The 25,436-nt window shown below is 69.7% G+C and carries 23 protein-coding genes; 22 read left to right on the top strand and 1 reads right to left on the bottom strand.

Translation table 11 applies throughout. The features are described 5' to 3' along the window. Positions 1-3 precede the first annotated feature (3 nt). The 14 genes from aroC (at position 4) to AC1DG4_RS05300 (ending at position 15,810) form a co-directional block, all read left to right on the top strand. Positions 4-1,233 (top strand): chorismate synthase, encoded by a 1,230-nt coding sequence (gene aroC, locus AC1DG4_RS05365; protein ID WP_477381753.1) that lies wholly within the window; start codon positions 4-6, stop codon positions 1,231-1,233. Then, entirely contained in the window at positions 1,220-1,747 is a 528-nt protein-coding gene (locus AC1DG4_RS05360; protein WP_477381755.1) for a shikimate kinase, read from the top strand. The genes aroC and AC1DG4_RS05360 overlap by 14 nt, the downstream gene beginning before the upstream one ends. Continuing rightward, positions 1,744-2,850 carry a 3-dehydroquinate synthase gene (gene aroB, locus AC1DG4_RS05355; RefSeq protein WP_477381757.1) on the top strand — a complete coding sequence of 369 codons (1,107 nt, stop codon included), beginning with the start codon at positions 1,744-1,746 and terminating at the stop codon, positions 2,848-2,850. The genes AC1DG4_RS05360 and aroB overlap by 4 nt, the downstream gene beginning before the upstream one ends. Continuing rightward, the gene (locus AC1DG4_RS05350) at positions 2,847-3,368 is read left to right on the top strand and encodes a GNAT family N-acetyltransferase (RefSeq protein WP_477381759.1); all 522 of its coding nucleotides are present in this window, start codon (positions 2,847-2,849) and stop codon (positions 3,366-3,368) included. Before aroB ends, AC1DG4_RS05350 begins: the two co-directional genes overlap by 4 nt. Positions 3,369-3,380: 12 nt before the next feature. After that, entirely contained in the window at positions 3,381-3,839 is a 459-nt protein-coding gene (gene aroQ, locus AC1DG4_RS05345) for a type II 3-dehydroquinate dehydratase (RefSeq protein WP_477381761.1), read from the top strand. 106 nt (positions 3,840-3,945) lie between these two features. Next, the gene (gene efp / locus AC1DG4_RS05340; protein ID WP_045273064.1) at positions 3,946-4,509 is read left to right on the top strand and encodes an elongation factor P; all 564 of its coding nucleotides are present in this window, start codon (positions 3,946-3,948) and stop codon (positions 4,507-4,509) included. 3 nt (positions 4,510-4,512) lie between these two features. Then, positions 4,513-4,923 carry a transcription antitermination factor NusB gene (nusB, locus tag AC1DG4_RS05335; RefSeq protein ID WP_477381763.1) on the top strand — a complete coding sequence of 137 codons (411 nt, stop codon included), beginning with the start codon at positions 4,513-4,515 and terminating at the stop codon, positions 4,921-4,923. A gap of 150 nt (positions 4,924-5,073) precedes the next feature. Then, positions 5,074-8,034 (top strand): DEAD/DEAH box helicase, encoded by a 2,961-nt coding sequence (locus AC1DG4_RS05330; protein WP_477381765.1) that lies wholly within the window; start codon positions 5,074-5,076, stop codon positions 8,032-8,034. Between the two features lie 111 nt (positions 8,035-8,145). After that, positions 8,146-9,726: a Rieske 2Fe-2S domain-containing protein gene (locus AC1DG4_RS05325; RefSeq protein ID WP_477381767.1), complete on the top strand. Its 1,581-nt coding sequence runs from the start codon at positions 8,146-8,148 to the stop codon at positions 9,724-9,726. Positions 9,727-9,954: 228 nt separating this feature from the next. Then, positions 9,955-11,370: an amidase gene (locus AC1DG4_RS05320; protein WP_477381769.1), complete on the top strand. Its 1,416-nt coding sequence runs from the start codon at positions 9,955-9,957 to the stop codon at positions 11,368-11,370. A 4-nt stretch (positions 11,371-11,374) separates the two neighbouring features. After that, entirely contained in the window at positions 11,375-12,253 is an 879-nt protein-coding gene (locus tag AC1DG4_RS05315; protein ID WP_477381771.1) for a branched-chain amino acid ABC transporter permease, read from the top strand. Beyond that, positions 12,250-13,446, top strand: coding sequence for an ABC transporter substrate-binding protein (locus AC1DG4_RS05310; protein WP_477420485.1), 1,197 nt, complete (start codon positions 12,250-12,252; stop codon positions 13,444-13,446). The genes AC1DG4_RS05315 and AC1DG4_RS05310 overlap by 4 nt, the downstream gene beginning before the upstream one ends. Beyond that, positions 13,443-15,125, top strand: coding sequence for a branched-chain amino acid ABC transporter ATP-binding protein/permease (locus tag AC1DG4_RS05305; protein ID WP_477381775.1), 1,683 nt, complete (start codon positions 13,443-13,445; stop codon positions 15,123-15,125). Before AC1DG4_RS05310 ends, AC1DG4_RS05305 begins: the two co-directional genes overlap by 4 nt. Before the next feature lies 1 nt (position 15,126). Further along, on the top strand, positions 15,127-15,810 hold the full coding sequence (locus tag AC1DG4_RS05300) for an ABC transporter ATP-binding protein (RefSeq protein ID WP_477381777.1): 684 nt from the start codon (positions 15,127-15,129) through the stop codon (positions 15,808-15,810). Here AC1DG4_RS05300 and AC1DG4_RS05295 read toward each other — a convergent pair. Beyond that, entirely contained in the window at positions 15,803-16,741 is a 939-nt protein-coding gene (locus AC1DG4_RS05295) for an AraC family transcriptional regulator (RefSeq protein WP_477381778.1), read from the bottom strand. The two genes, AC1DG4_RS05300 and AC1DG4_RS05295, sit on opposite strands and share 8 nt — an antisense overlap. A 135-nt stretch (positions 16,742-16,876) precedes the next feature. On the opposite strand from AC1DG4_RS05295, the gene AC1DG4_RS05290 reads away from it, so the two are divergent. From AC1DG4_RS05290 to carB, 8 genes are all read left to right on the top strand, one after another. Continuing rightward, positions 16,877-17,140, top strand: coding sequence for a hypothetical protein (locus AC1DG4_RS05290; protein ID WP_477381780.1), 264 nt, complete (start codon positions 16,877-16,879; stop codon positions 17,138-17,140). Between the two features lie 208 nt (positions 17,141-17,348). Beyond that, complete coding sequence (locus AC1DG4_RS05285; RefSeq protein ID WP_477381782.1) at positions 17,349-17,516, top strand: hypothetical protein; 168 nt, start codon at positions 17,349-17,351, stop codon at positions 17,514-17,516. A gap of 76 nt (positions 17,517-17,592) precedes the next feature. Further along, entirely contained in the window at positions 17,593-18,132 is a 540-nt protein-coding gene (pyrR, locus tag AC1DG4_RS05280; protein ID WP_477381784.1) for a bifunctional pyr operon transcriptional regulator/uracil phosphoribosyltransferase PyrR, read from the top strand. Beyond that, entirely contained in the window at positions 18,129-19,139 is a 1,011-nt protein-coding gene (locus AC1DG4_RS05275; protein WP_477381785.1) for an aspartate carbamoyltransferase catalytic subunit, read from the top strand. The genes pyrR and AC1DG4_RS05275 overlap by 4 nt, the downstream gene beginning before the upstream one ends. Beyond that, entirely contained in the window at positions 19,136-20,464 is a 1,329-nt protein-coding gene (locus AC1DG4_RS05270) for a dihydroorotase (RefSeq protein WP_477381786.1), read from the top strand. Before AC1DG4_RS05275 ends, AC1DG4_RS05270 begins: the two co-directional genes overlap by 4 nt. Continuing rightward, positions 20,461-21,000 carry a PH-like domain-containing protein gene (locus tag AC1DG4_RS05265; RefSeq protein ID WP_477381787.1) on the top strand — a complete coding sequence of 180 codons (540 nt, stop codon included), beginning with the start codon at positions 20,461-20,463 and terminating at the stop codon, positions 20,998-21,000. Before AC1DG4_RS05270 ends, AC1DG4_RS05265 begins: the two co-directional genes overlap by 4 nt. Next, positions 20,997-22,148 (top strand): glutamine-hydrolyzing carbamoyl-phosphate synthase small subunit, encoded by a 1,152-nt coding sequence (gene carA, locus AC1DG4_RS05260; RefSeq protein ID WP_477381788.1) that lies wholly within the window; start codon positions 20,997-20,999, stop codon positions 22,146-22,148. The genes AC1DG4_RS05265 and carA overlap by 4 nt, the downstream gene beginning before the upstream one ends. Next, the gene (carB, locus tag AC1DG4_RS05255) at positions 22,148-25,435 is read left to right on the top strand and encodes a carbamoyl-phosphate synthase large subunit (protein ID WP_477381789.1); all 3,288 of its coding nucleotides are present in this window, start codon (positions 22,148-22,150) and stop codon (positions 25,433-25,435) included. The genes carA and carB overlap by 1 nt, the downstream gene beginning before the upstream one ends. Position 25,436: the final 1 nt, after the last annotated feature.

The raw sequence follows: 25,436 nt of genomic DNA, 5'->3' as shown, positions 1-25,436 counted from the left end.
AGAATGCTCCGCGTGCTCACGGCCGGCGAATCGCACGGCCCCGAACTCATTGCCGTCATGGAGGGTCTGCCCGCAGGCGTTCCGCTGTCGCGTGAGGCGATCCAGTCCGACCTGCAGCGCCGCAAGCTCGGCTACGGGCGCGGGTCGAGGATGAAGTTCGAGCAGGACGAGCTCTCGATCTCCGGCGGAGTGCGCCACGGCTTCTCGCTCGGCAGCCCGATCGCGATGCGGATCGGCAACACCGAGTGGCCCAAGTGGGTCGAGGTGATGAGCGCAGACCCCGTCGAACTCACCGACAAGTCCCGCGGGCGCAGCGCGGCGCTGACCCGCCCTCGTCCCGGCCACGCCGACCTCGTCGGCATGCAGAAGTACGGTTTCGACGAGGCCCGTCCGATCCTGGAGCGCGCGAGCGCTCGGGAGACGGCCGCCCGTGTCGCCCTCGGCGCCGTGGCCCGCGCCTTCTTGGGTGAGCTCGGCATCCGTCTGGTCAGTCACACCCTGTCGATCGGACCGGTCCAGGTGCCGGAGGGATCCGCCCTGCCGACGCCGGACGACGTCGAGGCGCTGGACGCGGATCCGCTGCGCTGCTTCGACCCCGCGACTTCGGCGCGCATGGTCGACGAGGTCGACGACGCCCGCAAGGACGGCGACACGCTCGGCGGCATCGTCGAGGTGCTGGCCTACGGCCTGCCGCCGGGGCTCGGCTCGCATGTGCACTGGGACCGCCGGCTGGACGCACGGCTCGCCTACGCGCTTATGGGCATCCAGGCGATCAAGGGCGTCGAGGTGGGCGACGGATTCGAGACCACCCGCCGGCGCGGATCCGCCGCTCACGACGAACTGTTCGCGACGGAGGACGGCATCAGCCGCGGCTCCGACCGTGCCGGAGGCACCGAGGGCGGCATGTCCACCGGAACAGTGCTGCGCGTGCGCGCCGGTATGAAGCCGATCGCCACCATCCCGCACGCGCTGCGCACGGTCGACATCACATCGGGCGAGCAGGCCACCGCGCACCACCAGCGCTCCGACGTCTGTGCGGTGCCCGCCGCGGGCGTCGTCGCCGAGGCGATGGTCGCGATCGAGCTCGCGAACTCGGTGCTGGAGAAGTTCGGCGGCGACAACGTCGCGGAGACCCGGCGCAATCTCGAGGCGTACCTCGCTGCGATCCCGGAGGAGCTGCGCACGACGCCGGCCTCCGAGGCGGCGCTGATCCTGCACGATGAGCTCGGCTGAGGCGTACGCGCCGGAACTGCTGGTCCTCGTGGGTCCCATGGGGGCCGGCAAGACCAGCATCGGCCGAAGGGTCGCGAAGGCCACGGGGCTCCGTTTCGTCGACACGGACAAGACCATCGTGCAGGCGCATGGACCGATCCCCGCGATCTTCGCGGAGCACGGCGAGGCGCAGTTCCGAGCATGGGAGCGCGAGGCGGTCGCCGCGGCGATCGCGGCCGGCGGTGTGATCTCGCTGGGCGGGGGAGCAGTGCTCGCCCCGGAGACCAGGGCCCTGCTTCGCTCCGTGCCGGTCGTGCTGCTCACCGTGTCGGCGGAGGCGGTGGCGGCGCGGATCGCCGGCGAGGGACGCCCTCTGCTGCACGGCGAGGAGGATCCGGTCCAGCGCTGGACCAGGATCTACGCCGAACGGCGGGCGCTGTACCAAGAAGTCGCCGACACGCACTTCGACACCTCCCGGGTGCCGATGTCGCGCGTGGCGGAGCAGGTCGTGGAATGGATGAGAGGACGAGCATGAGCACGGAGCAGAACGACGGGGTCACGACGATCACGGTGACGGGGAGCACCCCCTACGACATCAACGTGGGACGGAACATCCTCGATCGCGTCTCCCAGGCTCTGGCTCCGAACGTCCGCAAGGTGCTCGTCGTGCACCCGCCGACGCTCGCCGATCGCGCTGCGCAGCTTCGCGACCGGATCCTCGCGGACACCGCGAACGGCCCGCGCGAGGTGCTGCTGGCCGAGATCCCGGATGCGGAGCAGGGCAAGCGCATCGAGGTCGCGCAGTTCCTCTGGCAGATCATGGGGCAGGCCGACTTCACCCGCACCGACGCGGTCGTCGGCTACGGCGGCGGGTCCGTCACCGACCTCGCCGGCTTCGTCGCGGCCACCTGGCTGCGCGGTGTGCAGATCGTCCAGGTGCCGACGACCGTGCTCGGGCTGGTCGACGCCGCCGTGGGCGGCAAGACGGGCATCAACACGAACGAGGGCAAGAACCTCGTCGGCGCCTTCTGGGCACCGCGCGCGGTGATCGGCGACCTCGACGAGCTGTCCAGCCTGACGCCGAACGAGGCGACCGCCGGCTTCGCCGAGGTCGTCAAGGCCGGATTCATCTGGGCGCCCGAGATCCTCGACATCATCGAGGCGGATCCGGCTCGTGCCGTGGATCCCCTCACGCCGGAGTTCCGGCGCGCGGTCGAGCTCGCGATCGGTATGAAGGCCAGCGTCGTCTCCGAGGACTTCCGCGAGGCCGGTCAGCGGGAGATCCTCAACTACGGCCACACGCTCGGCCACGCGATCGAGCACGCCGAGCGCTACCGCTGGCGTCACGGGGCAGCGATCTCCGTGGGCATGCTGTTCGCGGCCGAGCTCTCTCGTCTCGCGGGGMGGCTCTCCGATGATGACGCCAACAGGCACCGCGCGATCCTGGAGTCCCTGGGGCTCCCGACCTCGTACCGCGCCGGGGCATGGCCGACCCTGCTGTCCACCATGCAGCGCGACAAGAAGAGCCGCGGCGGCATGCTGCGCTTCATCGTGCTGGACGGCATCGCCAAGCCGACCGTGCTGCAGGCCCCCGACGAATCGCTGCTCTTCGCCGCCTATCAGGAGGTCGGCGAATGAGCTTCCAGGTGCGCCGGGTCCGTGCCACGGAATGGGCCGACGTCCGCGACCTTCGTCTGCGCGCCCTGCAGGATCCGGTCGCGGCGCTGGCATTCCTCGACACCGTCGAGAACGCCTCCGCGCAGCCCGACGAGTTCTGGCAGCACCGCGCCGCCAACGCCGCGGAGGGCGGGTCCAACGCGCAGTTCGTGGCGATCGCCGAGGACGGCGAGTGGTTCGGATCCGCCACGGTGCTGCCGTCCGGGCTCGAGGGCCCTGAGTCCACCGCACTCGTCGTCGGCGTCTACGTGGCAGAGGGGCATCGCGGAGCGGGAGCCATCGAGACGCTCTTGGACGAGTGCGCGACGTGGTCCGCCGAACAGGGCGCCTACGGGCTGACGCTCGAGGTGCATGTGGACAATCACCGCGCCCAAGCGGCCTATGAGCGCTGCGGCTTCACGCGCACGGGGCAGATCACCGAGCTCGCCAACGGGCGCGAGTACGTGATGGTGCGCCCGCTCGTCCCTGACGCGCGCTGATACCGTGAGCAGGTGATCACGCCGCGCCGCCTGCTCCTCGTCAACGGACCGAACCTCAATCTGCTCGGTCTGCGCGAACCGGGGATCTATGGATCCGCGACGCTCGCCGACGTCGAGCGGATCACGGCGGAGGCCGCCGCGGCGTACGGCTACGAGATCCGCGCCGTGCAGAGCAACCACGAGGGCGTGCTCCTCGATGCGATCCACGACGCGCGCGAGGACTGCGGCGGCATCGTGATCAACGCGGGCGCCTACACGCACACCTCGGTCGCGCTGCGCGACGCGCTCACCGGCGTCGCTCTGCCGTTCGCCGAGATCCACATCTCCGACGTGTACGCGCGCGAGGAGTTCCGGCACCATTCGTACCTCACCGACGTCGCGGCCGTGCACGTCGTGGGGGAGGGCGTGCAAGGGTATGCGACCGCGACGCGCCGCCTGATCCTGCTGCTGGAGGGCCAGGCGGACGGGTGACCTGCGGTATCGCTCCGGTCGCGCTCACAGGCCGATCGGCGGGCATCCCGTAAGATTGAACGTCGGCCGCTCGGCCGCGAACCTCAGGAACGGACTTCTCAGACCCATGGCATCGACCGCAGACATCAAGAACGGCGTCGTCCTCTCCATCGACGGACAGCTCTGGAACGTCATCGAGTTCCAGCACGTCAAGCCCGGCAAGGGCGGCGCGTTCGTCCGCACGAAGCTGAAGAACGTCGTCAGCGGCAAGGTCGTGGACCGCACCTACAACGCCGGCGCCAAGATCGACATCGAGAACGTCGACCGCCGCGACTTCACCTACCTGTACACGGACGGCGACAACTACGTCTTCATGGACCAGGAGGACTACGACCAGATCAACGTGGCCGCCGCCACGGTCGGCGACGCGAAGAACTTCATGCTGGAGAACCAGCAGGTCCAGATCGCGCTGAACAACGGCAACCCGCTCTACATCGAGCTGCCCGCCTCCGTCGTGCTCGAGGTCACCTACACCGAGCCCGGCCTGCAGGGCGACCGCTCGTCGGCCGGCACCAAGCCCGCCACGCTCGAGACCGGGTACGAGATCCAGGTTCCGCTGTTCCTGGAGACCGGCACCAAGGTCAAGGTCGACACGCGCACCGGCGGCTACCTCGGCCGCATCAACGACTAACGCGTGGGCGCCCGGACCAAGGCGCGCAAGCGCGCCCTCGACATCCTCTTCTCCGCCGACGTGCGCGGCGATGACCTTGCGGTGACGCTCGCCGCCGAGGCCAAGCGCGCTTCCGCCGAGCCCGCCCGTGAAGCCTCCTGGCTCTATGCGCGCGAGATCGTGGACGGGATCATCGATCACCGCGACGAGATCGACGAGCAGATCACCACGCACAGCCGTGACTGGAAGCTCGACCGGATGCCGGCCGTGGACCGGGCGCTGCTGCGCATCGGCGTGTGGGAGATCCTCCGCAACGACGAGGTGCCGACGGCCGTCGCGATCGACGAGGCCGTGGAACTCGCGAAGGAGTTCTCCACCGACGAGTCCGGATCCTTCGTTCACGGCGTGCTCGCGCGGGTCGCGCGTTCTGCCTGATCGATCGCGCCACGATCTCCGTTTGGGGCGTGTTCGTCCGTTTTGGGGCGCAGGATTCCGGGTTTTCCCGGCATCCTGCGCCCCAAAACGTTGCTGTGCGCCCCGAAACACGGCCGGTGGTGTCCGTGGCCTGCATGAGGATGGATCATCATGACCTCCGCTGATGCCGACGACTGGCGCGTGCTGCTGCCCTCCACCCGGGCGAGCGGGGCGCCGCTGGCCCTCGGGGTCGAGCTGCGCCGCCGTGACCGCGCCGATGCGAGGCACTGGGCGTCGCGACCGCTGCGCACCGCCACCGCGCGGGATCTGGTCAAGGATCCGGGCGAGCTGTTCCTCGCCGTCCGTCCGCTGCGGCGCAACGACGCCGGATCCGCCTGGGTGCAGTCCGATGCCGATTGGGACGCTGTCCGTCGTCCCGGTACGCGCTACGTCGCGGAGCACTCCCGCTGGTTCGCCGATCTGCTGAGCATCTCCCGCGACTCGCTCCTGTCCGGCACCGCGGGGGACTGGCTGCTGCTGGACCCCGTCGCGTCCCCGCTGCTGTGGCCGCATCTGCAGTCGGCATCCGCGGCCGGGATCGCCCTGGTGGCGACCGAGCGCAGCACCCGCCTGCAGTGGTCGGACGAGCTGCGGATCGTCGTGGACATCTCGGCGGACGGGGACGGCGGGCTCCGCCTCTCCGCCTCGGCCGACGCCGTGGGGGAGCCGTTCCCCGCCTCGGCGACGCAGGCGGTCGGATCCGGCGGCGTCTACGCGCATCGCGTCGTCGGCAAGAGGATCGATCTCGTCCTCGGGCCGGTGCCGCTGACCGATGGCGTGCGGGTGCTGCTGTCGGGGCCGGCCGGGCTGACCGTCGCACCGGTCGACAGGAAGGCGTTCTTCCGGGACGGCTATCCGACGCTCATGCGCGGAGCGACCGTGCGTGCGGGGCACGGAGTCACGCTGCCCGCGCCGCCGAAGCCTGTGCCCCTTCTCGTCGTCGACTTCCGCCCTGACGACGTCGTGGCGTATCGGCTGCACTGGGACTACCCGGGGTACGCCCGGTTCCCCCTGGACGAGCGCGCCCTGGAATCCGGGATCCGCGACGGCGCCGGGGAAGCCCAGCTGCGTCCCTCCGTGCTCGCGGCCTGGACCGAGGTCACGGGGCTGCCGTTCCTGCTCGCGGGCGCGCTGCGCGACGCGGACGCCGCCGAGTTCGTCTCGCACCTCGTGCCGACCCTCGAAGCGCGCGGCATCCTCATCGAGACCACGGGCACGCCCCGCACCTACGCGGAGCTCACCGGCGACCCGTCGATCACCGTCAGCACGGTGGAGAGCACCGATCCGGACTGGTTCGACCTCGGGATCCTGGTGCGGATCGACGGCCGTACGATCCCGTTCGAGCCGCTGTTCCGGGCACTCGCCCTCCGTCAGGGCAAGCTCAAACTCGTCGACAACACCTGGTTCTCGCTGCGCCACCCCGCCTTCGACCGGCTCAAGGAGCTCCTGGACGAGGCGGCGGAGCTCGCCGAGTGGGAGGCGGGGCCGCGCATCGCGCGCACTCATCTGACGCTGTGGGAGGACTTCGAGGATCTCGCCGACGAGACGCAGCCCGCGCGGGCCTGGCGCGCCGCCGTCGAAGGCCTCCGAGCCGATCCGGCGGTGGATCCGGTACCGGTGCCTTCCGCCATCACGGCGGAGCTGCGACGCTATCAGCGCGAGGGGTTCACGCGTCTCGCACGACTCTGGCAGCACCGCCTCGGCGGGATCCTCGCCGACGACATGGGCCTCGGCAAGACCCTGCAGCTGCTCGCGCTCATCGCTCACGCGCGGGAGGGCCGGCGCGAGGCGGGCGCCCGCGACGGCGCGCCGTGGCTGGTCGTGGCACCCACCTCGGTGCTTCCGGTCTGGCGGCGGGAGGCCGAGCGGTTCGCACCAGGGCTCCGCGTCGCGGTCGCCGGCCGCACCCGTGACGCGCACGGCGTCGATCTCGGTTCTCACATCGGCGATGCGGACCTCGTGATCACCTCGTACACCGTGCTGCGCCTGGACGCGGACGAGTTCGCGCGCCGGCCATGGTCGGGTGTCGTGCTCGACGAGGCGCAGAACGTGAAGAATCCGGCGACCAAGCAGCATCAGGCCGTCGCGGCGCTCGACGTCCAGGCGGTCTACGCTGCGACCGGCACGCCGCTGGAGAACGGCCTGGGAGAGCTGTGGGCGCTGCTGAGCCTCACATCGCCCGGCCTGTTCGCCTCTGCGCGGAGGTTCCGAGAAGACTTCATCCAACCGATCGAGCAGGGCAAGGTGCCGGAGAACGCCGAGGGAGCGCCCTATCGGCGTTCCCGCATCGACCTGCTGCGACGGCGGATCCGCCCCTTCCTCATCCGCCGCACCAAGGAGCTCGTCGCGCGCGATCTGCCGGAGCGCCAGGAGCAGGTGCTGCGCGTCGAGCTCGCTCCTGCCCACCAGCACCGCTACGACACCGTGCTGCAGCGCGAACGGCAGAAGATCCTGGGGCTGCTGCCCGACCTCGACCGGCAGCGGTTCATCGTGTTCCGCTCACTCACCATGCTGCGCATGCTGAGCCTGGCACCGGGGCTGATCGAACCCGACGACGCCGGCATCGCATCCCGCAAGCTCGAGGAGCTGGTGGAGCGACTCCTCGAGCTGAGGGCCGAGGGGCACAGGGCGCTCGTGTTCAGCCAGTTCACGTCGTTCCTGGGGCTCGCGGCAGAACGGCTCCGCCGCGCAGGACTGCGCGTGTCGTACTTGGACGGATCGACCAGGGACCGGGACCGCGTCGTACAGGAGTTCCGCGAAGGGGAGCAGGATGCGTTCCTGCTCAGTCTCAAGGCCGGCGGAACGGGCCTCACGCTCACCGAGGCGGACTACGTGTTCCTCCTGGACCCGTGGTGGAACCCGGCGGCCGAGGCCCAGGCGGCCGATCGCGCGCACCGGATCGGGCAGACGAAACGCGTGTTCGTCTACCGGATGATCTCCGAGGGCACGATCGAGGAGAAGGTGCTCGCCCTGCAGCAGCGCAAGGCGCGGCTGTTCTCGGCCGTACTCGACGACGAGGACCTCTTCGCCCAGTCCCTGACCGCCGACGACATCCGGGAACTGCTCGGCTGAGCGGCATGGGCGTCGGCCACGGGACCGCCGGATCCGGTTATGCACGGGCCGTCTCCAGGCCCGTCGGGGAGCGCCCCGGTAGGATCGACAGGTCCACACAGGAGGAGAAACATGCGGATCACGGGACTCGGGCATGCCGGGATGTTCATCGAGACGGTCGGCGGAAACATCATCTGCGACCCCGTCCTCGGCCCGTCCTTCTACGGATCCTGGTTCCCGTTCCCCGACAATCGCGGCCTCGACTGGGCGCGCCTCGGACGCGAGGCCGACTTCCTCTACGTGTCGCACCGGCACCGCGACCACTTCGATCCGCGGCTGCTCGAGCGCTACATCCGCAAGGACATCGAGGTGCTCCTGCCGGAGTACCCGACGGACGACCTGGAGAAGGACCTCCGCGCCCTCGGCTACGAGAACATCACCTACGCACCGGCCGGCGAGATCATCGAGCGCGGTGCGCTGAAGATCATGATCACGCCGCTGCGCGCCCCCAGCGACGGCCCGATCGGCGACTCCTCGCTGAGCGTCGACGACGGCTCCGGATCGGTGCTGAACCAGAACGACTCGCACCCGCTCGATCTCGAGAAGCTCCTCACCTTCGGCAAGCCCGACGCCTATTTCACCCAGGTGTCCGGTGCGATCTGGTGGCCCATGGTCTACGACCTTCCGCTCGACGCCAAGCAGAACTTCGCCCGCCTCAAGCGGGAGGCGCAGAACAAGCGCGCCATGTACTACATCGAGAAGGTCGATGCACCGCACGTCTTCCCGATGGCGGGCCCGCCGATGTTCCTCCGCGATGAGCTCTTCGACTTCAACGGCATCGGCCGCGACGGCGAGTCGATCTTCACGGACCAGAAGCAGTTCCTCGCGCACCTGAACGAGCTCGCCCCGCAGTACGACGGGCACCTGTTCGTGCCCGGCACCGTGGTGACCCTCGAGGACCGGGAGATCTCCTCGATCGAGCAGACCCTCTACTCCGAGGACGAGCTGCGCCACATCTTCGACGAGAAGTGGGACTACCTCGAGGAGCAGCGCGCGACCCGGCAGCAGGAGATCCGCGACGAGGAGGCCCGTCGCTCGCCGGTCCTTCCTCCCGCGGAGATGCTCGCGGCGATCAAGGAGTGGTGGGAGCCGCTGCTCAAGAAGTCCCGCACGATCCGGCTCGGCGTGGGCGGCAACGTCCGGTTCCGCATCGGCGAGCTGGACATGGTGGTCGACTTCCCGAAGGCCAAGGTGCGCGAGTACGCGGGGGAGGAGTGCATCTACTGGTACACGATCCCCGCCGACCTCGTCTCGACGAACATCGCCGACCACGAGATCGACTGGTCGAACTCGATCTTCCTGTCCATGCAGTTCTCCGTCGGGCGCAGCGGCAAGTTCAACGAGTTCCTCACGACATTCCTCAAGTGCCTGTCCGTCGATCGGATCGAGTACGTCGAGAACTGGTATCAGGAGCAGACCGATCAGACCGAGGACGCCGAGGTGGGCGACTGGATCGTGCAGCGGCGCTGCCCCCACCTGCGCGCCGACCTGACCCGCACCGGGTCCGTCGACGAGGAGGGCGTGCTCACCTGCAGCATGCACGACTGGAAGTGGGATCTGAAGACGGGACGCTGCCTGTCCACGAGCGGTCATCCGATCCGGGCCACGCAGATCGATCCCGTCACCGACGACGCTCTGCGGCTCGGGGTCTGAGCCCCTCCGACATCGCTTTTCCGGAGCCGTCCTCCTCACAGGGAGGGCGGCTCCTTCGCGTCTCTCGCGGTCGGGAACGATGCTCGGCGACCGCGATCGCGCGGCGTCCCGCGCACCTGTCCACTCGGGGACCGCTTCTGTCCACTCGGGGACCATTCCGCGCGTCGCGCCCTCCCTAGCATGGGGATCCGGCGGGCGACGAGGCCCGCCCGGACGGAGAGAATCCCGATGGTCACCGCCTTCAGTTCCGCGACCGAGATCGCCCACGAGATCAAAACCGGTGCGGTCAGCCCGGTCGAGATCGCCGAGCTCTACCTCGACCGGATCGACCGGCTGAACCCTGCGATCAACGCGATCGTCTGGATCGACCCCGACGCGACCTTGGCCGAGGCCAGGCAGTCCGAGCGCGCAGTGCGTGCGGGAGAGCCGCTGGGGCCGCTGCACGGCATCCCGGTGCCCATCAAGGACCTCACGGCCGCCGCAGGACAGCCCTGCTTCTACGGTTCGCTCGGAACCAACACCGCGATGCAGACGCAGGACGACCTCATCGTCGGGGCGCTCCGCCGTGCGGGATGCGTGCTGCTCGGACGCAGTCACGCCCCCGAAGCGGGAACGATGAGCGTGACCGAGACGTCGCGTTTCGGCGTGGCACGGAATCCGTGGGACCTCAGTCGCTCGCCGGCTGGATCCAGTGGCGGTGCAGGGGCGGCACTGGCCGCGGGCCTCGCGCCCTTCACCCACGCCTCCGACGGCGGCGGCTCGATCAGGATGCCCGCGTCGAGCAACGGTCTCGTCGGGCTCAAGCCCTCGCGGGGGCGAGTGCCCTCCGCGGTCGCGGGATGGGAGCACGCGGCGACGGAGGGTGCGGAGGCCCGCACGGTCGCCGATGCGGCCACGATCCTGGACGCGATCAGCGGACCGGATCCGTTCGTGATGTACAACGCCCCGCGCCCCGAGCGCCCCTTCGCCACGGAAGTCGGGCGGCCGCAGGAGCCGCTGCGGATCGGCCTGCTCCTGGAGGCGCCCACCGGCCTCCCCGTCGATGACGAGTGCGTGAGGGCGGCGACGAGCACTGCGGCTCTCCTGGAGGCCATGGGGCACGTCGTGACACCGGTGGCGCCGAGGTTCTACAGCGAGCGCGCGGTGCTCGGATACGTCACCCACATCATGGACGCGTCCGTCGCCGCGATGCCCTACCTCTGGCCCGAGCTTGCGGAGCCGTATCTGCGACACCGGATGGCCCGCGCAGGCCGTGCCAGCGCGGTCGACTACGTGCAGAGCGCGATGCTCATCCAGGCAGAGACCTACGACATCGTGTCGCAGTTCGGGCGGGACTTCGACGTGCTGCTCACGCCGACCATGGCGACCGTCCCCGTGCCGGCGGGCGAGCTGGTCGCCGAGGCGAACGAGCAGCCCGATCTGTCCCGGTTCCGCGAGGGACGGATGGTGAGCTTCACGAGCTGGGTCAACCTCGCCGGCCTGCCCGCCGTCTCGCTGCCGATGCACGTCGCGGCGGATGGGCTGCCGATCGGTGCGCAACTGGTCGCCGGCCCTTGGCGCGAAGACGTCCTGCTGCGGCTCGCCGCAGCGCTCGAGGAGGCGGCCCCGTGGGCGCACCGCCATCCCGCCGGATTCGAGGACTGAGCCGATGATCGAGCTCCTCCTCTCGCTCTTCAGTCAGCTGGGCCTGGTCGCGCTGCTCGCGCTTTCACTCTCCCTCGTTTTCGGGGTGAGCCGGATCGTGAATCTTGCGGTCGGCGACTTCGCGACGATCGGCGCGTTCACGATGGTCGCGACCGCGGGGCTGCCGTTCTGGCTGGGGATCCTGATCGGCCTCATCGTCTCGGTGCCGCTCCTGTATCTGATCGAACGCGGTCTGCTGAGCCGGCTCGTCGGATCGCCGCTGGCCTCGCTGCTGGTCACCTGGGGCATCGGGATGGTGCTGCGCCAGGTGTGCGAGCTCGTCTGGGGTGCGACGGCGCGGGCCGTCCCGCCCCCGTTCGACGGGGTCGTCACCATCCTCGGGGTCCCGTACCCGTCCTTCCGGCTGCTCGCCGGCCTCGGGGGAGCCGTCGCGGTCGCGATCGTCCTCGTCATCGCGTACCGGACACAGGCAGGGCTCCGGCTGCGCGCCGTGGCCGACAACCCCACGATGGCGGCGCTGCTGGGCACTCCGCCGGCGCGCACCAGGACGCTCACCTTCGTGGTGGCGGGGCTCCTCGCCGTCCTCGCGGGAGGGCTCTACAGCCCCCTGCTCGGCGTCAACCCGTCGATGGGGTTCACGATCCTCATCCCCGCGTTCGTGGTCCTCCTGCTCGCCAGGCCGGGCTCGTTCTCGGGAACCGTCATCGCTGGGCTCTTCGTCGTCGCGTTGCAGGTCGTGCTGCGTCGCTTCTTCGCCGACACCGCCGCGGACGCGCTCTTCTACGTCGTCGTGCTCGTCGCCGTCGCCGTCCGTTCCACCTCGACAACCAGGAGGCTCCTGACATGGTCCACCCGATTCCTTCCCCGCGGTCGCGTCGCATGACGCATCGCAGCCGGCTCGCCCTCGGGGCGCTCGTTGCGGCAGGTGCCCTGGTCCTGACGAGCTGCGGAAGCAGTATCGCCGGCGGAGCCCCGCAGAGCGACGCCACCGGCCCTCTGAAAGTCGGCGTCATCGTGCCGGCGACAGGCAACATCTCCTCTGCCGGGCTCGCTCTCAAAGCGGGCTTCGAGATCGGCGTCGAGAGGATCAACGCCGAGGGCGGGGTCAACGGCATGCCGATCGAGTACACGGTCGAGGATGACTCCTCGGACCCGGCGACGTCGACACAGTTGGCGAAGAAGTACGTGCAGGCCGGAGACGTCTCGCTGCTGTTCGGCACGATCACGGGTGACACGGCCGCGGCCGTCGCAGCTGTCTCGGACTCCGCCAAGATCCCCTTCGCGACGTCGATTCTCGGCGACCCCTCGGTCTGTTCGCGCTACTACTGGGGCTTCGGCGAGTCGACCCGTCAGCTGCTCACCCCGATCATTCCGGATCTGCTCGCGAAGTACGGCACGCGCGTCGCGATCGTCGGCTCCGACTACAACTTCCCGCGCGACTATGCGGCGAGCGCGGAGAAGATCGTGACGGCCGCGGGCGGGACCGTGGTCGCGAAGGAGTTCAGCCCGCTGGGAACGACCGACTTCGAATCGACCGTCGGGCGTCTCAAGGCCGCGGCGCCGGACCTCGTGCTGTCGATGGTCGTCGGCGCGGATGCGATCGTGTTCACCAAGCAGGCGCAGGCCTTCGGGCTCCTGACGCCCACTCTGGGCTACGAGGGCGCCCCGCTCGACGCGGACTACTACCCGGCGGTGGCGGATCAGGTCACGGGCCGCGAGCACGCGGTGCGCTGGAGCGACGGCTTCGTCGATGACGAGAGCAAGGCCTTCGTCTCCGCCTACCGCAAGAAGACGGGATCCCAGGCGCCCATCCCGGAGGTCGCCGCGAACGCCTACTTCGCGATCCGATTCATCGCCGCGGCGGCGAACGGTGCCAAGGTGACCGCGCCCGCCGACCTGAACAAGGCGATCGCCGGGTTCCGCTTCGATTCGGCGCTCGGGAAGGGGACGCACTTCGCAGGACCCGCGAACATCTTGCAGGCCACCATGTCGACGGTGACCATCGGAGCCGGCGGCGCCTACCCGGTCACGAAGGAGCACGGCATGGTCGCCGACACCGAGACGACCTGCAAGTGACCGCGTCGGCCCGCCGGGGGATCGGCGGTCTCGTCCGGCGCCCCGGTGCGATCCTGGCCGTCGTGGTCGCCCTGCTCGCGCTCCTCCCGTTCGGCCTCGCCCCGTATGCGCTGAGCGTGATCGCACTGGGGCTCGTCTACGGGCTCTTCACCTACGGACTGGATCTCTCCTGGGGGCGGGTCGGACTCATCAGTGTGGGTCAGGCCGCCTTCTTCGGCCTGGGCGCCTACGCCCTCACGATCGGCGTCTCCGTCGGCATCCCGTGGGTGCTGGCCGCTGCGCTCGGTGTCGCGATCGCCACAGGTGTCGCCGGGCTGATCGCGCAGGTCGCGCTGACCGTGAAGGGCGAAACCGCGGTGCCGCTCTTCATCCTTTTCACCCTCGGCATCAGCCAGCTCCTGCAGCGCGTCGCCACGTCCACGCCGGAGGTGACGGGCGGATCCAACGGGATGCTCGCGCCGGCCCTCGACCTCGTCCCGACGTATTACCTCGTGCTCGCCGTCACCGTGGTCGTGGTGGGCCTCACCTTCCGGTTCTTCGTGGCAGGGCGGCGCGGCGCGTTCCAGCTCGCCGTGCTCGTGAATCCGGCCAGGGCGGAGCATCTCGGCATCAGCGTGCGCGGGACCCAGACCGCGGCCTTCATGGTCTCGGCCGCGGTCTCGGCCGTGGCGGGGGCGCTCTTCGCGCCCGTCGCCGGTCTGGTCACTCCTGCGACGCTCGGGCTGGCGCTGTCGACCAGCGTCCTCACCTGGCTCGCGGTCGGTGGAAAGGGGTCGCTGATCGGGCCGTTCCTCGGCGCCGTGCTCCTCACCGTGGCGGCACAGACGCTCGGCCGTACGTGGCAGAGCTGGTACGTCTTCGGGCTCGCGGCGCTCTTCATCCTGGTGGTGCGATTCGCTCCGGGCGGTGTGGCCGGCGGGATGCGGCGCCTGCTTCTGGGCCGATCGGAAGTGCTGCGCGTGCCTTCGGCCCGTCCTGCGCGACGCACGAGCGCACCGGCGCGTGCGGGTGCCCCCTTGCTGCAGGTCGAGGCGGTGGACCAGCGCTTCGGCAGGTCGAACGTGCTGCAGGACATCTCGCTCACGGTGCGAAGCGGGCAATGCGTCGCCTTGATCGGACCCAACGGCGCCGGCAAGTCCACCCTGCTCTCGGTCATCGCCGGCCTCCTCCGGCCGTCGGCGGGCCGTATCCTGCTCCGCGGCGAGGACGTCACCCGCTACGGCGTCGACCGTCGTGCCAGGCTCGGCATCGGCCGGCTGTTCCAGGTGCCGAGCGTGTTCACCGCGCTCTCGGTCGCGGACAACCTCAGGCTCGCCGCTCTCAGCGGGGGATCGGCCGACCTGGCTCGCGCCGACACTCGTCTCGCCGGCGAGCTGTCGATGGCTGAGCGGCGTCACCTCGAACTCGACATGGTGCTGCGGGGTCCCTCCGATCTCGTGCTGCTCGACGAACCAGCCGCAGGGCTGTCGCACGCCGACGCACGCACGCTTGCGCGACGCCTGCGTCGGGTCGTGGAGGACACCGGATGCGGCATGGTCGTCGTCGAGCACGACATGGAGATCGTGCGGGAGATCGCCGACCGTGTCGTGGTCCTGTCGAACGGCTCGATCATCGCGTCGGGGACCATGGACGAGATCGTGGCGCACGACGCCGTGCGCCACGCCTACCTGGGGAGCTGAGATGGTGCTTCACGCGCGGGGGATCGCCGGCGGATACGACGGCGTCCGGATCGTCGACGGCGTCGACCTCGTGGTCGGCGCAGGCGAGATCGTGGGACTGCTGGGCAGGAACGGGATGGGGAAGTCGACCCTTCTCGGCGCGCTCTTCGGGACAGTGGACCGCCTCGGCGGGTCGGTCGAGGTGGGTGGTCGGACACTCGCGGCGCGCAGCCCGGATCGGTCGGCCGCCGCCGGCGTCGCCTTCCTCCCCGAGGATCGCGGTGTGTTCCCGTCGTTGACCGTCGCAGAGAACCTTCGGCTCGCCCGGCGCGGGTACCGGCCGGCGGTCGATCCGCTCGAGGTCTATCCGATGCTCGGAGAGCGGGCGGCGCAGGCGGCGGGAACACTGTCCGGAGGCCAGCAGCAGCAGCTCGGGATCGCCCGCGCGATCCTCGCCGGTTCGGCACTCGTATGCATCGACGAGTTGACCCACGGACTCCAGCCGTCGATGGTGACGCGCACGTTCTCGGCGCTCCGCGCGGTCGCCGACTCGGGCGTCGGCGTGCTGTTCGTGGATCAGAACCCCGATCTCGTGACGGCGTCGTGCGATCGGGTGCTCGTGATGGAGGCGGGGAGGGTCGTCCTGGACCGCAAGGTCGAAGACGGGGTGCTCGAGGAACTTCGGCGCCTGCTCGTGCTCAGCTGACCGCGTCCTCCGCCGCGCGCAGCTCCCGCGGGCTCTGCCCGAAACGCTGACGGACGACCTTGCTGAGCCGCGACGGATCACGGAAGCCCCAGCGGCGCCCCACTGCCGCGAGCGACTCGTCCCTGGCCGTCAGCAGCTCTCTGCGGACACCCTCGACACGCCGCGCAAGGACGTGCTCCCCGACCGTGGCGCCGGTGCGGCGGAAGACGCGGTGCAGGTAGCTGACCGAGATGTGGTTCGCCGCGGCGATCCTCGCCGGCGTGAGGTCGGGGTCTCGGAGGTGCGTCTCGATCCACTCCACGACCTGCTCATGGACTGTCTCCTCGGAGGAACGGAGCGCGGGCCGCTCACCCCGCGCCTCGCGGATGCAGTCCCGCAGCAGCGACAGGGCGACATCGGCGAGCTCGAGCCGTAGCGGGGCGGGCAGGGTTCCCCAGCGCTCTGGAACACCGGCGAGCAGACCCGTCAGGATGCAGGCCGCCGTCGTGCCGGACAGCGCCGCGGATCCCGCGACCGCGGCCAGTTCCCGATCGCTCGCGCCCAGGGCATCGACGTCAACCGCCAGGACGAGATAGCGATACGGGCCGATGAGGTCGAGGAAGAACGGGGCGGAACGGGAGTAGAGCACCATGCTGCCAGGGCCCAGGGTGATCTCGGACCGGTTCTGGGCGAACGTGCCGGATCCCTCGAGGAGGATGCCGAGGAAGTGCGCATCGAACGCGGTCGCGAAGGACAGCGGACGGACGCTGACCGAGTTCTCATCCCTGATATCGCAGCCGAGCAGGCGGCCGAGCGCCCAGGAGGAGGAACGGGCGCGGTAGGGATCCTCCCCGGGACGGACGACCACCGCGTCGCCCGGCAGGTGATCGCTGGTCGCCTCGTCGAGGTAACCGCTCACGACCGCACCGCCGAGGGTCGAGGTGACGTGCATGGCTTCGCCTTTCTCTTCGTCGAGAGGGAGCACCGGTTGCCCGTTCACTGTATCTCAGGACGCCTGTCATTCGATCCGGCTGCCGGCCCCGCCGTTGACCTGTACCACTGTTCGATCAGGCGGTGCACTGACGCTATGGCCACCACACTTCCGCGGATCCAGGTCACGCAGACGCCAGAGCTCGCCGCGGGGCTCGAACTGGCGGCGAAGGAGTGGCCGGGCGCGTCCCGGTCCGAACTCGTCGCGCGTCTGGCGGAGGCAGGGACGGAGACGATTGCCGCCAAGCGGGCCGCTCGGCGAGCCGAGCGGCGCAAGGTGCTCGAAGAGACCCGGGGAATGTTCAGCGATGTGTATCCGCCGGGGTATCTCGAAGAGCTGCGGAAGGACTGGCCCGAGTGATCGTGCTCGATGCGAACGTGATGATCTCATATTGGGGGCGTCCCGATGCGCACACGCTGACCGCCTTTGACCTTCTTGACACAGAGGAGGAGTTGACGATTCATCCGGTCACTCTCGCGGAGACCCTCGTGGCTCCGGTTCGTGAAGGACGTGAAAAGACGGGCTCGACGCCTACCTCCGGCTGGGCGTGGAGCGCTACGCGCCCTTGATGGACGAGCCGATCCGTGTCGCACGGGTCCGCGCGGAAACCAGGCTCAAGCTTCCTCACGTCTACGTGCTCGCGACCGCGATCGAGCTGGATGCCACATTGGCGACGTTCGACAAGCGACTTGCCGACGCGGCCCGGGAGCGGGGCGTCGAGGTCGTAGGCGCCTGAGTGACTCCGCTAAGATAGGCCCTGGTAAAGAGCAACCTTTAACACCGTCCCGTGAGGCGGAGAAGGGAGCCGGCAGATGAGCGCACGTATCGTGCTGCAGGAAGCCGACATTAGGCGCGCCTTGACGCGCATCGCCCATGAGATCCTCGAATCCAACCGGGGAGCGGAGAATCTGATCCTCCTGGGCATCCCCACCCGCGGGGTCCCGCTCGCCGAGCGCCTCGCGATGCTGATCACGGAGATCTCGCAGATCGCGGTCCCGGTCGGATCGCTCGACGTCACGCTCTTCCGCGATGACCTCGCCAAGCACCCGACGCGATCGCCGCACCGCACGCACATCCCCGCCGGCGGCATCGACGGGAAGACCGTCGTCCTCGTCGATGACGTGCTGTTCTCCGGGCGCAGCATCCGCGCCGCGCTCGACGCGCTGCAGTCCATCGGCCGCCCCGCCGTGGTGCGCCTCGCGATCCTCGTCGACCGCGGACACCGCGAGCTGCCGATCCGCCCCGACTTCGTGGGCAAGAACATCCCCTCGTCCCGCGCCGAGCGCGTCAACGTGCGCCTGCGCGAGGACGACGGCGAGGAGTACGTCTCGATCGAGGGAGGCGACGAATGAGGCACCTGCTCGACACCCGCACGCTCGCCCGCGAGGACGCGATGCGCATCCTCGACATCGCCGAGGACATGGCCGACACCCAGTCCCGAGAGGTCAAGAAGCTGCCGACCCTGCGCGGCAAGACCGTGGTGAACCTGTTCTTCGAAGACTCCACGCGCACGCGCATCTCGTTCGAGGCCGCTGCCAAGCGTCTCTCCGCTGATGTGATCAATTTCGCCGCGAAGGGATCCAGCGTCTCCAAGGGCGAGAGCCTCAAGGACACCGCGCAGACGCTGGAGGCGATCGGCGCCGACGCCGTCGTCGTGCGCCACCCCGCGTCCGGTGCACCGCGCACCCTCGCCACGAGCGGCTGGATCTCGGCCGGCGTCGTGAACGCCGGCGACGGGACGCACGAGCACCCCACCCAGGGGCTGCTCGACGCCTACACGATCCGCAAGCGCCGCTTCGGCGCGGACAGCCGCGGCCGCGATCTCAGCGGGGTGTGTGTCGTGATCGTCGGAGACGTGCTGCACTCACGCGTCGCCCGCTCCAACGTCTGGCTGCTTTCGACTCTCGGCGCGGAGGTCACCCTGGTCACCCCGCCGACGCTCATCCCGCAGGACGTCACCGGCTGGCCGGCACGGGTCCTGTACGACCTCGACGCGGCTCTGGCGGAGGAGCCCGACGCCGTCATGATGCTGCGGATCCAGCTCGAGCGCATGCACGCGGCCTTCTTCCCCTCCGAGCGCGAATACACCCGCCGGTGGGGGCTGGACGCGGCGCGGCTGCGGCGCCTGCCCGACGATACGATCGTGATGCACCCCGGTCCGATGAACCGCGGACTGGAGATCTCCTCCGACGCTGCCGATTCCGCCCGCTCCACCGTGCTGGAGCAGGTCACGAACGGCGTGTCCGTGAGGATGGCGGCGCTGTACCTGCTGCTGGCGGGGGAGCGCCCTTCGACGGACACCGGCCCTTCGACAGGGTCAGCGGCCGAGAACGACGAGATGAATCGAGGAGACCGATGACCGAGGGCCTGCTTTTCCGAGGCGCGAAGATCCTCGGCGCCGATTCCGCGGACATCCTGGTGCAGGACGGGCGGATCGCCGAGGTCGGATCCGGCCTCTCCGCGGCCGGCGCCCGCGTGATCGACGCCGACGGGCTGGTCGCGCTGCCCGGCCTCGTCGATCTGCACACGCACCTGCGCGAACCCGGTTACGAGGCCAGCGAGACCGTGCTGTCCGGAACCCGTGCCGCCGCCGCCGGCGGCTTCACGGCCGTGTTCGCGATGCCGAACACCTCGCCTGTCGCCGACTCGGCGGGTGTGGTCGAGCAGGAGCTCGCACTCGGCGAGGCCGCCGGCTACGCCACGGTGCAGCCGATCGGCGCCGTCACGGTCGGTCAGAAGGGCGAGCGGCTCGCCGAGCTGGGCGCGATGGCCTCCTCGCGCGCGAACGTCCGCGTCTTCAGCGACGACGGCTTCTGCGTCTGGGATCCGCTCATCATGCGCCGCGCGCTCGAATACGTGAAGGCGTTCGACGGCGTGATCGCGCAGCACGCGCAGGATCCGCGGCTCACCGAGGGCGCTCAGCTGAACGAGGGCTCCGTCTCGGCGGAACTCGGCCTCACGGGCTGGCCCGCCGTCGCCGAGGAGTCGATCATCGCGCGCGACATCCTGCTCGCCGAGCACGTCGGCTCACGGCTGCACGTGTGCCACCTGTCCACCGCCGGTTCGGTCGAGCTCATCCGTTGGGCGAAGAAGCGCGGTGTGGCCGTGACCGCCGAGGTCACTCCGCACCATCTGCTGCTGACCGACGAGCTCGCCCGCGGCTATGACGCGCGGTTCAAGGTCAACCCGCCGTTGCGCACTCAGGAGGACGTTCTCGCCGTGCGCGAGGGCCTCGCGGACGGCACGATCGACATCGTCGCGACGGATCACGCCCCGCACCCCAGCGAGGCGAAGGCCTGCGAGTGGCAGGCCGCCGCCAACGGCATGGTGGGTCTCGAATCCGCGCTGCGGGTCGTGCACCAGGCCATGGTGCAGACCGGACTGCTGGACTGGGCAGACGTCGCCCGCGTCATGAGCGCAGCCCCCGCGCGGATCGGTTCCCTCGCCGGCCACGGGACGCCGATCGCGGTAGGGCAGCCGGCCGAGTTCGCGCTCTACGACGCCGACGCCGTCGGGGTCTTCGCCGAGTCGGATCTGCACGGGCAGAGCACGAACTCGCCCTATCTCGGCCGCGACCTGCCGGGCAAGGTCCTCTGGACGGTGCACCACGGGTACACGACGCTCGAGAACGGCGTACTGGCCGATCTTCGCGAGTCCGGGCGAGCCGCGGGAGCGCGCTCGTGAATCAGCAGATCGCCGGAACCGTCGTCCTCGCGGTCGCCGTGCTGCTGATCCTCGGCGGCGTGCTCGCGTGGCGCGCACGGCTGCGTCGCGATTCGGGCCTCACCGCGCCGCTCGGCGTGCCGGAGCACGCGGAGGTGCAGGCCCGCTACGAGACCCTGTACGTCGCGACGACCAGGCACGACCACTCGCTCGAGCGTCTCGCCGTCCGTCCGCTCGTCTACCGCGCCCGTGGCGAGCTCACCATCACCGATCGCGGTGCGGCGCTGAGCCTGGACGGCTCACCGACCGTCTTCCTCGCGTCGGCGCGGTTGATCGGCGCAGACCGGGCCACCGTCACGATCGACCGGGTCGTCGAGCCCGGCGGACTGATCCGCCTCGCCTGGCGCACGGACGACGGCACCGTTGTCGACAGCTATCTCCGCGTCACCGGTGACATCGGCAACACCGATGCCTCCGGCGCCGCGCTCACCGACCTCCAGCGACTCATCAGCTCGCAGCGCCCCGACGCTGCCTCCGAGACAGGAGAATCCGCATGACCCTTCCCCACGACTCCGCCGTGCTCGTCCTCGAGGACGGCACCCGCCACGTCGGGCGCGCCTACGGCGCCCACGGCAGCACGCTGGGCGAGGTCGTCTTCGCGACCGGCATGTCCGGCTATCAGGAGACCCTCACCGACCCGTCCTACGCAGGTCAGATCGTGCTGCAGACCGCACCGCACATCGGCAACACCGGGATGAACGACGAGGACCCCGAGTCCCGACGCATCTGGGTCGCCGGGTACATCGTGCGCGACCCCTCGCGGGTCGTGTCGAACTGGCGTGCGAACGCGTCGCTCGACGAAATCCTCGTGCGTGACGGCATCGTCGGCATCAGCGGCATCGACACGCGCGCCGTGACCCGGCACATCCGCTCCGCCGGATCCATGCGCGGCGGTATCTTCTCCGGTGCGGAGGCCGCGCTGGACGCCGATGAGCAGCTGCGCCGCGTGACCGAGGCGCCGGAGATGGCCGGCCAGAACCTCTCCGCCGCGGTCTCCGTCGAGTACGCGCAGATCACGCCGGCGACGGCGGAGCGCGTCGGCAACCTCGCCGTGCTCGACCTCGGCGTCAAGCAGTCCACGCTCGACAACCTCGCGGCGCGCGGGTTCGACGTGCACGTGCTGCCGCAGTCCTCCACGTTCGCCGACATCGCCGCCATCGACCCGGTCGCCGTGTTCTACTCGAATGGCCCCGGCGACCCCTCCGCGTCCGACACGCAGGTCGCGGTGCTCCGCGAGGTGCTCGACGCCGGCCTGCCGTACTTCGGGATCTGCTTCGGCAATCAGTTGTTCGGCCGCGCTCTCGGGCTCGGCACCTACAAGCTCGCGTTCGGCCACCGCGGCATCAACCAGCCGGTGCTCGACAAGGCGACGGGCCGGGTCGAGATCACCGCGCACAACCACGGCTTCGCAGTCGAGGCGCCCATCGAGGGCTCCTTCGACAGCCCGAACGGCTACGGCAAGGTCGAGGTCAGCCACGTCGGCCTCAACGACCAGGTGGTCGAGGGGCTCCGCGCCCTCGACATCCCGGCGTTCTCGGTGCAGTACCACCCCGAGGCCGCCGCCGGCCCGCACGACGCCAACTACCTCTTCGACAGATTCCGTGACACCGTCGTCGCCCACCTCTCCCAGAAGGACAGCAAGTAATGCCCAAGCGCGACGACATCCACTCCGTCCTCGTCATCGGATCCGGCCCGATCGTGATCGGTCAGGCCTGCGAATTCGACTACTCCGGCACCCAGGCGTGCCGCGTCCTGCGTGAGGAGGGCATCCGCGTCATCCTCGTGAACTCCAACCCGGCCACGATCATGACCGACCCCGACTTCGCGGATGCGACGTACATCGAGCCGATCACCCCCGAGGTGATCGAGACCATCATCGCCAAGGAGAAGCCGGACGCGATCCTGCCGACCCTGGGCGGCCAGACGGCGCTCAACGCGGCCATGGCGCTGCACGAGCGCGGGATCCTGGAGAAGTACGGCGTCGAGCTCATCGGTGCCAAGGTCGACGCGATCCGGAAGGGCGAAGACCGCCAGATCTTCAAGCAGCTCGTGCTCGATGCGGGCGCGGACGTGGCCGCATCCGTGATCTGCCACACGATGGACGAGCTGATCGAAGGCGCCGAGAAGCTCGGCTACCCGCTGGTCGTGCGCCCCTCCTTCACGATGGGCGGACTCGGATCCGGTTTCGCCTACGACGAGAGGGACCTGCGCCGGATCGGCGGCGCAGGCCTGCACGACTCGCCGACCACCGAGGTGCTCCTGGAGGAGTCCATCCTCGGCTGGAAGGAGTACGAGCTCGAGCTCATGCGCGACACCGCCGACAACACGGTCGTGGTGTGCTCGATCGAGAACGTCGACCCGGTCGGCGTGCACACCGGCGACTCGATCACGGTCGCCCCGGCGCTCACCCTCACCGATCGCGAATACCAGAACCTGCGCGACATCGGCATCGACATCATCCGCGCCGTGGGTGTCGACACCGGCGGCTGCAACATCCAGTTCGCCGTGAACCCGGAGAACGGCCGCGTCATCGTCATCGAGATGAACCCCCGCGTGTCCCGTTCCTCGGCACTCGCCTCGAAGGCGACCGGCTTCCCGATCGCCAAGCTCGCGGCCAAGCTCGCCCTCGGCTACCGCCTGGATGAGATCCCCAACGACATCACCGGGGTGACTCCGGCGAGCTTCGAGCCGACGCTCGACTACGTCGTGGTCAAGGCGCCGCGATTCGCGTTCGAGAAGTTCCCCGCCGCCGATGCGACGCTGACCACGACCATGAAGTCGGTCGGCGAGGCCATGGCGATCGGGCGCAACTACACGACGGCGCTGCAGAAGGCGCTCCGCTCGCTCGAGAAGCGCGGATCCTCGTTCCACTGGGGCACGGAGAACCGCAGCGTCGAGGAGCTGCTGGAGATCTCGAAGATCCCCACCGACGGCCGCATCGTGACGCTGCAGCAGGCGCTGCGCAAGGGCGCCACGATCGAGCAGGCCTTCGAGGCCACCGCGATCGACCCCTGGTTCATCGACCAGATGGTGCTCATCAACGAGGTCGCAGAGCAGATCCGCACGGCGCCGGAGCTCGACGCCGAGACGATCCGGCTCGGCAAGGACCATGGTTTCTCCGACGCGCAGTTCGCCGAGCTCCGCGGCCTCCCCGAGGCCGAGGTGCGTGGCGTCCGGCATGGGCTGGGCATCCGCCCGGTCTACAAGACCGTCGACACCTGCGCAGGGGAGTTCCCCGCGCTCACGCCGTACCACTACTCCAGCTACGACAGTGAGACCGAGGTCACGCCGTCCGGGCGCACCAAGGTCGTCATCATCGGATCCGGCCCGAACCGCATCGGCCAGGGCGTGGAGTTCGACTACTCGTGCGTGCACGCCTCCTTCGCGCTCTCGGATGCGGGCTTCGAGACCGTGATGGTCAACTGCAACCCGGAGACGGTGTCCACCGACTACGACACCTCCGACCGGCTGTACTTCGAGCCGCTCACACTGGAGGACGTGCTCGAGGTGCTGCACGCCGAGGCGCAGAGCGGCGAGATCCTCGGCGTCGTCTGCCAGCTCGGCGGGCAGACCCCGCTGGGGCTCGCGAAGGGCATCGAGGCGGCCGGCTACACGGTGCTCGGCACGAGCCCAGAGGCGATCGACCTCGCCGAGGAGCGCGAGCTGTTCTCGCGGCTGCTCGACGCGGCCGGCCTCGTCGCGCCGCGCAACGGCACGGCGATCGACGCGGACGGCGCCGTCGCGGTGGCCGAGGAGATCGGCTACCCGGTGCTGGTGCGCCCGAGCTTCGTGCTCGGGGGGCGCGGCATGGAGATCGTCTACGACACCCCGGCGCTGCGCGACTACTTCGTGCGCACGGCGGGGGAGGTCATCATCGAGGAGGGCAAGCCCCTGCTCGTCGACCGCTTCCTCGACGACGCGATCGAGATCGACGTCGACGCGCTGTACGACGGAACCGAGCTCTACATCGGCGGCGTCATGGAGCACCTCGAGGAGGCCGGCATCCACTCCGGCGACTCGAGCTGCACCCTTCCTCCGGTCTCGCTCGGACGCACCGACATCGACCGGGTGCGCGAGGCGACGCTCGCGATCGCCGAGGGCGTGGGCGTGCGGGGCCTGCTGAACGTGCAGTTCGCGATCAGCGCCGGCGTGCTCTACGTCATCGAGGCGAACCCGCGTGCGAGCCGCACCGTGCCGTTCGTGTCGAAGGCTCTCGGCATCCCGCTCGCGAAGGCGGCGAGCCGCATCCTGTCGGGGACCACGATCGCCACGCTCAAGGACGAGGGCCTGCTGCCGCCCGTGGACGGGTCGCGCGTGCCGCTGGGTTCGCCGGTCTCGGTCAAGGAGGCGGTGCTGCCCTTCAAGCGGTTCCGCACGGCAGACGGCCGCATCGTCGACTCCGTGCTCGGCCCCGAGATGCGCTCGACCGGTGAGGTCATGGGCATCGACCGCGACTTCCCGACCGCGTTCGCGAAGAGCCAGGCCGCGGCCTACGGGGGAACGCCCACATCCGGCACCGTGTTCATCTCGGTCGCCGACGCCGACAAGCGCGCCGTCATCCTGCCCGCGCACCGGCTGCACCAGCTCGGGTTCACGATCGTGGCGACCACGGGCACCGCGGAGATCCTCTCGCGCAACGGCATCCCGGTGACCGTCGTGGAGAAGTACAGCGAGACCCAGGCGAGCGGCGAGACGAACATCGTCGACCTGATCGACCAGGGCGCGATCGACATCATCGTGAACACGCCGTCCGGCGGCGCCGCACGTGCCGATGGCTACGAGATCCGCGCGGCCGCGGTCGCGGCGGACAAGGCGCTGTTCACCACGATCGCGACGCTCGGCGCCGCCGTGAGCGGAATGGACGCCGCGGACAAGGGCTTCGAGGTGCGCAGCCTCCAGGAGTACGCCGAGGATCGGCTGGCGCGCGCGTGAC

It is taken from the genome of Microbacterium sp. 05N427 (assembly GCF_056397105.1).
Note: the sequence above shows the minus strand (reverse complement) of the source record. Positions and strands in the feature narration are given on the sequence as shown.

What these genes read in the sequence shown, in the direction of transcription:
- aroC (WP_477381753.1), top strand. Translation starts at nt 4, where the DNA reads ATGCTCCGCGTGCTCACGGCCGGCGAATCGCACGGCCCCGAACTCATT.
- AC1DG4_RS05360 (WP_477381755.1), top strand. Translation starts at nt 1,220, where the DNA reads ATGAGCTCGGCTGAGGCGTACGCGCCGGAACTGCTGGTCCTCGTGGGT.
- AC1DG4_RS05350 (WP_477381759.1), top strand. Translation starts at nt 2,847, where the DNA reads ATGAGCTTCCAGGTGCGCCGGGTCCGTGCCACGGAATGGGCCGACGTC.
- efp (WP_045273064.1), top strand. Translation starts at nt 3,946, where the DNA reads ATGGCATCGACCGCAGACATCAAGAACGGCGTCGTCCTCTCCATCGAC.
- AC1DG4_RS05330 (WP_477381765.1), top strand. Translation starts at nt 5,074, where the DNA reads ATGACCTCCGCTGATGCCGACGACTGGCGCGTGCTGCTGCCCTCCACC.
- AC1DG4_RS05325 (WP_477381767.1), top strand. Translation starts at nt 8,146, where the DNA reads ATGCGGATCACGGGACTCGGGCATGCCGGGATGTTCATCGAGACGGTC.
- AC1DG4_RS05320 (WP_477381769.1), top strand. Translation starts at nt 9,955, where the DNA reads ATGGTCACCGCCTTCAGTTCCGCGACCGAGATCGCCCACGAGATCAAA.
- AC1DG4_RS05315 (WP_477381771.1), top strand. Translation starts at nt 11,375, where the DNA reads ATGATCGAGCTCCTCCTCTCGCTCTTCAGTCAGCTGGGCCTGGTCGCG.
- AC1DG4_RS05310 (WP_477420485.1), top strand. Translation starts at nt 12,250, where the DNA reads ATGACGCATCGCAGCCGGCTCGCCCTCGGGGCGCTCGTTGCGGCAGGT.
- AC1DG4_RS05300 (WP_477381777.1), top strand. Translation starts at nt 15,127, where the DNA reads ATGGTGCTTCACGCGCGGGGGATCGCCGGCGGATACGACGGCGTCCGG.
- AC1DG4_RS05295 (WP_477381778.1), bottom strand. Translation starts at nt 16,741, where the DNA reads ATGCACGTCACCTCGACCCTCGGCGGTGCGGTCGTGAGCGGTTACCTC.
- AC1DG4_RS05290 (WP_477381780.1), top strand. Translation starts at nt 16,877, where the DNA reads ATGGCCACCACACTTCCGCGGATCCAGGTCACGCAGACGCCAGAGCTC.
- AC1DG4_RS05285 (WP_477381782.1), top strand. Translation starts at nt 17,349, where the DNA reads ATGGACGAGCCGATCCGTGTCGCACGGGTCCGCGCGGAAACCAGGCTC.
- pyrR (WP_477381784.1), top strand. Translation starts at nt 17,593, where the DNA reads ATGAGCGCACGTATCGTGCTGCAGGAAGCCGACATTAGGCGCGCCTTG.
- AC1DG4_RS05275 (WP_477381785.1), top strand. Translation starts at nt 18,129, where the DNA reads ATGAGGCACCTGCTCGACACCCGCACGCTCGCCCGCGAGGACGCGATG.
- AC1DG4_RS05270 (WP_477381786.1), top strand. Translation starts at nt 19,136, where the DNA reads ATGACCGAGGGCCTGCTTTTCCGAGGCGCGAAGATCCTCGGCGCCGAT.
- carA (WP_477381788.1), top strand. Translation starts at nt 20,997, where the DNA reads ATGACCCTTCCCCACGACTCCGCCGTGCTCGTCCTCGAGGACGGCACC.
- carB (WP_477381789.1), top strand. Translation starts at nt 22,148, where the DNA reads ATGCCCAAGCGCGACGACATCCACTCCGTCCTCGTCATCGGATCCGGC.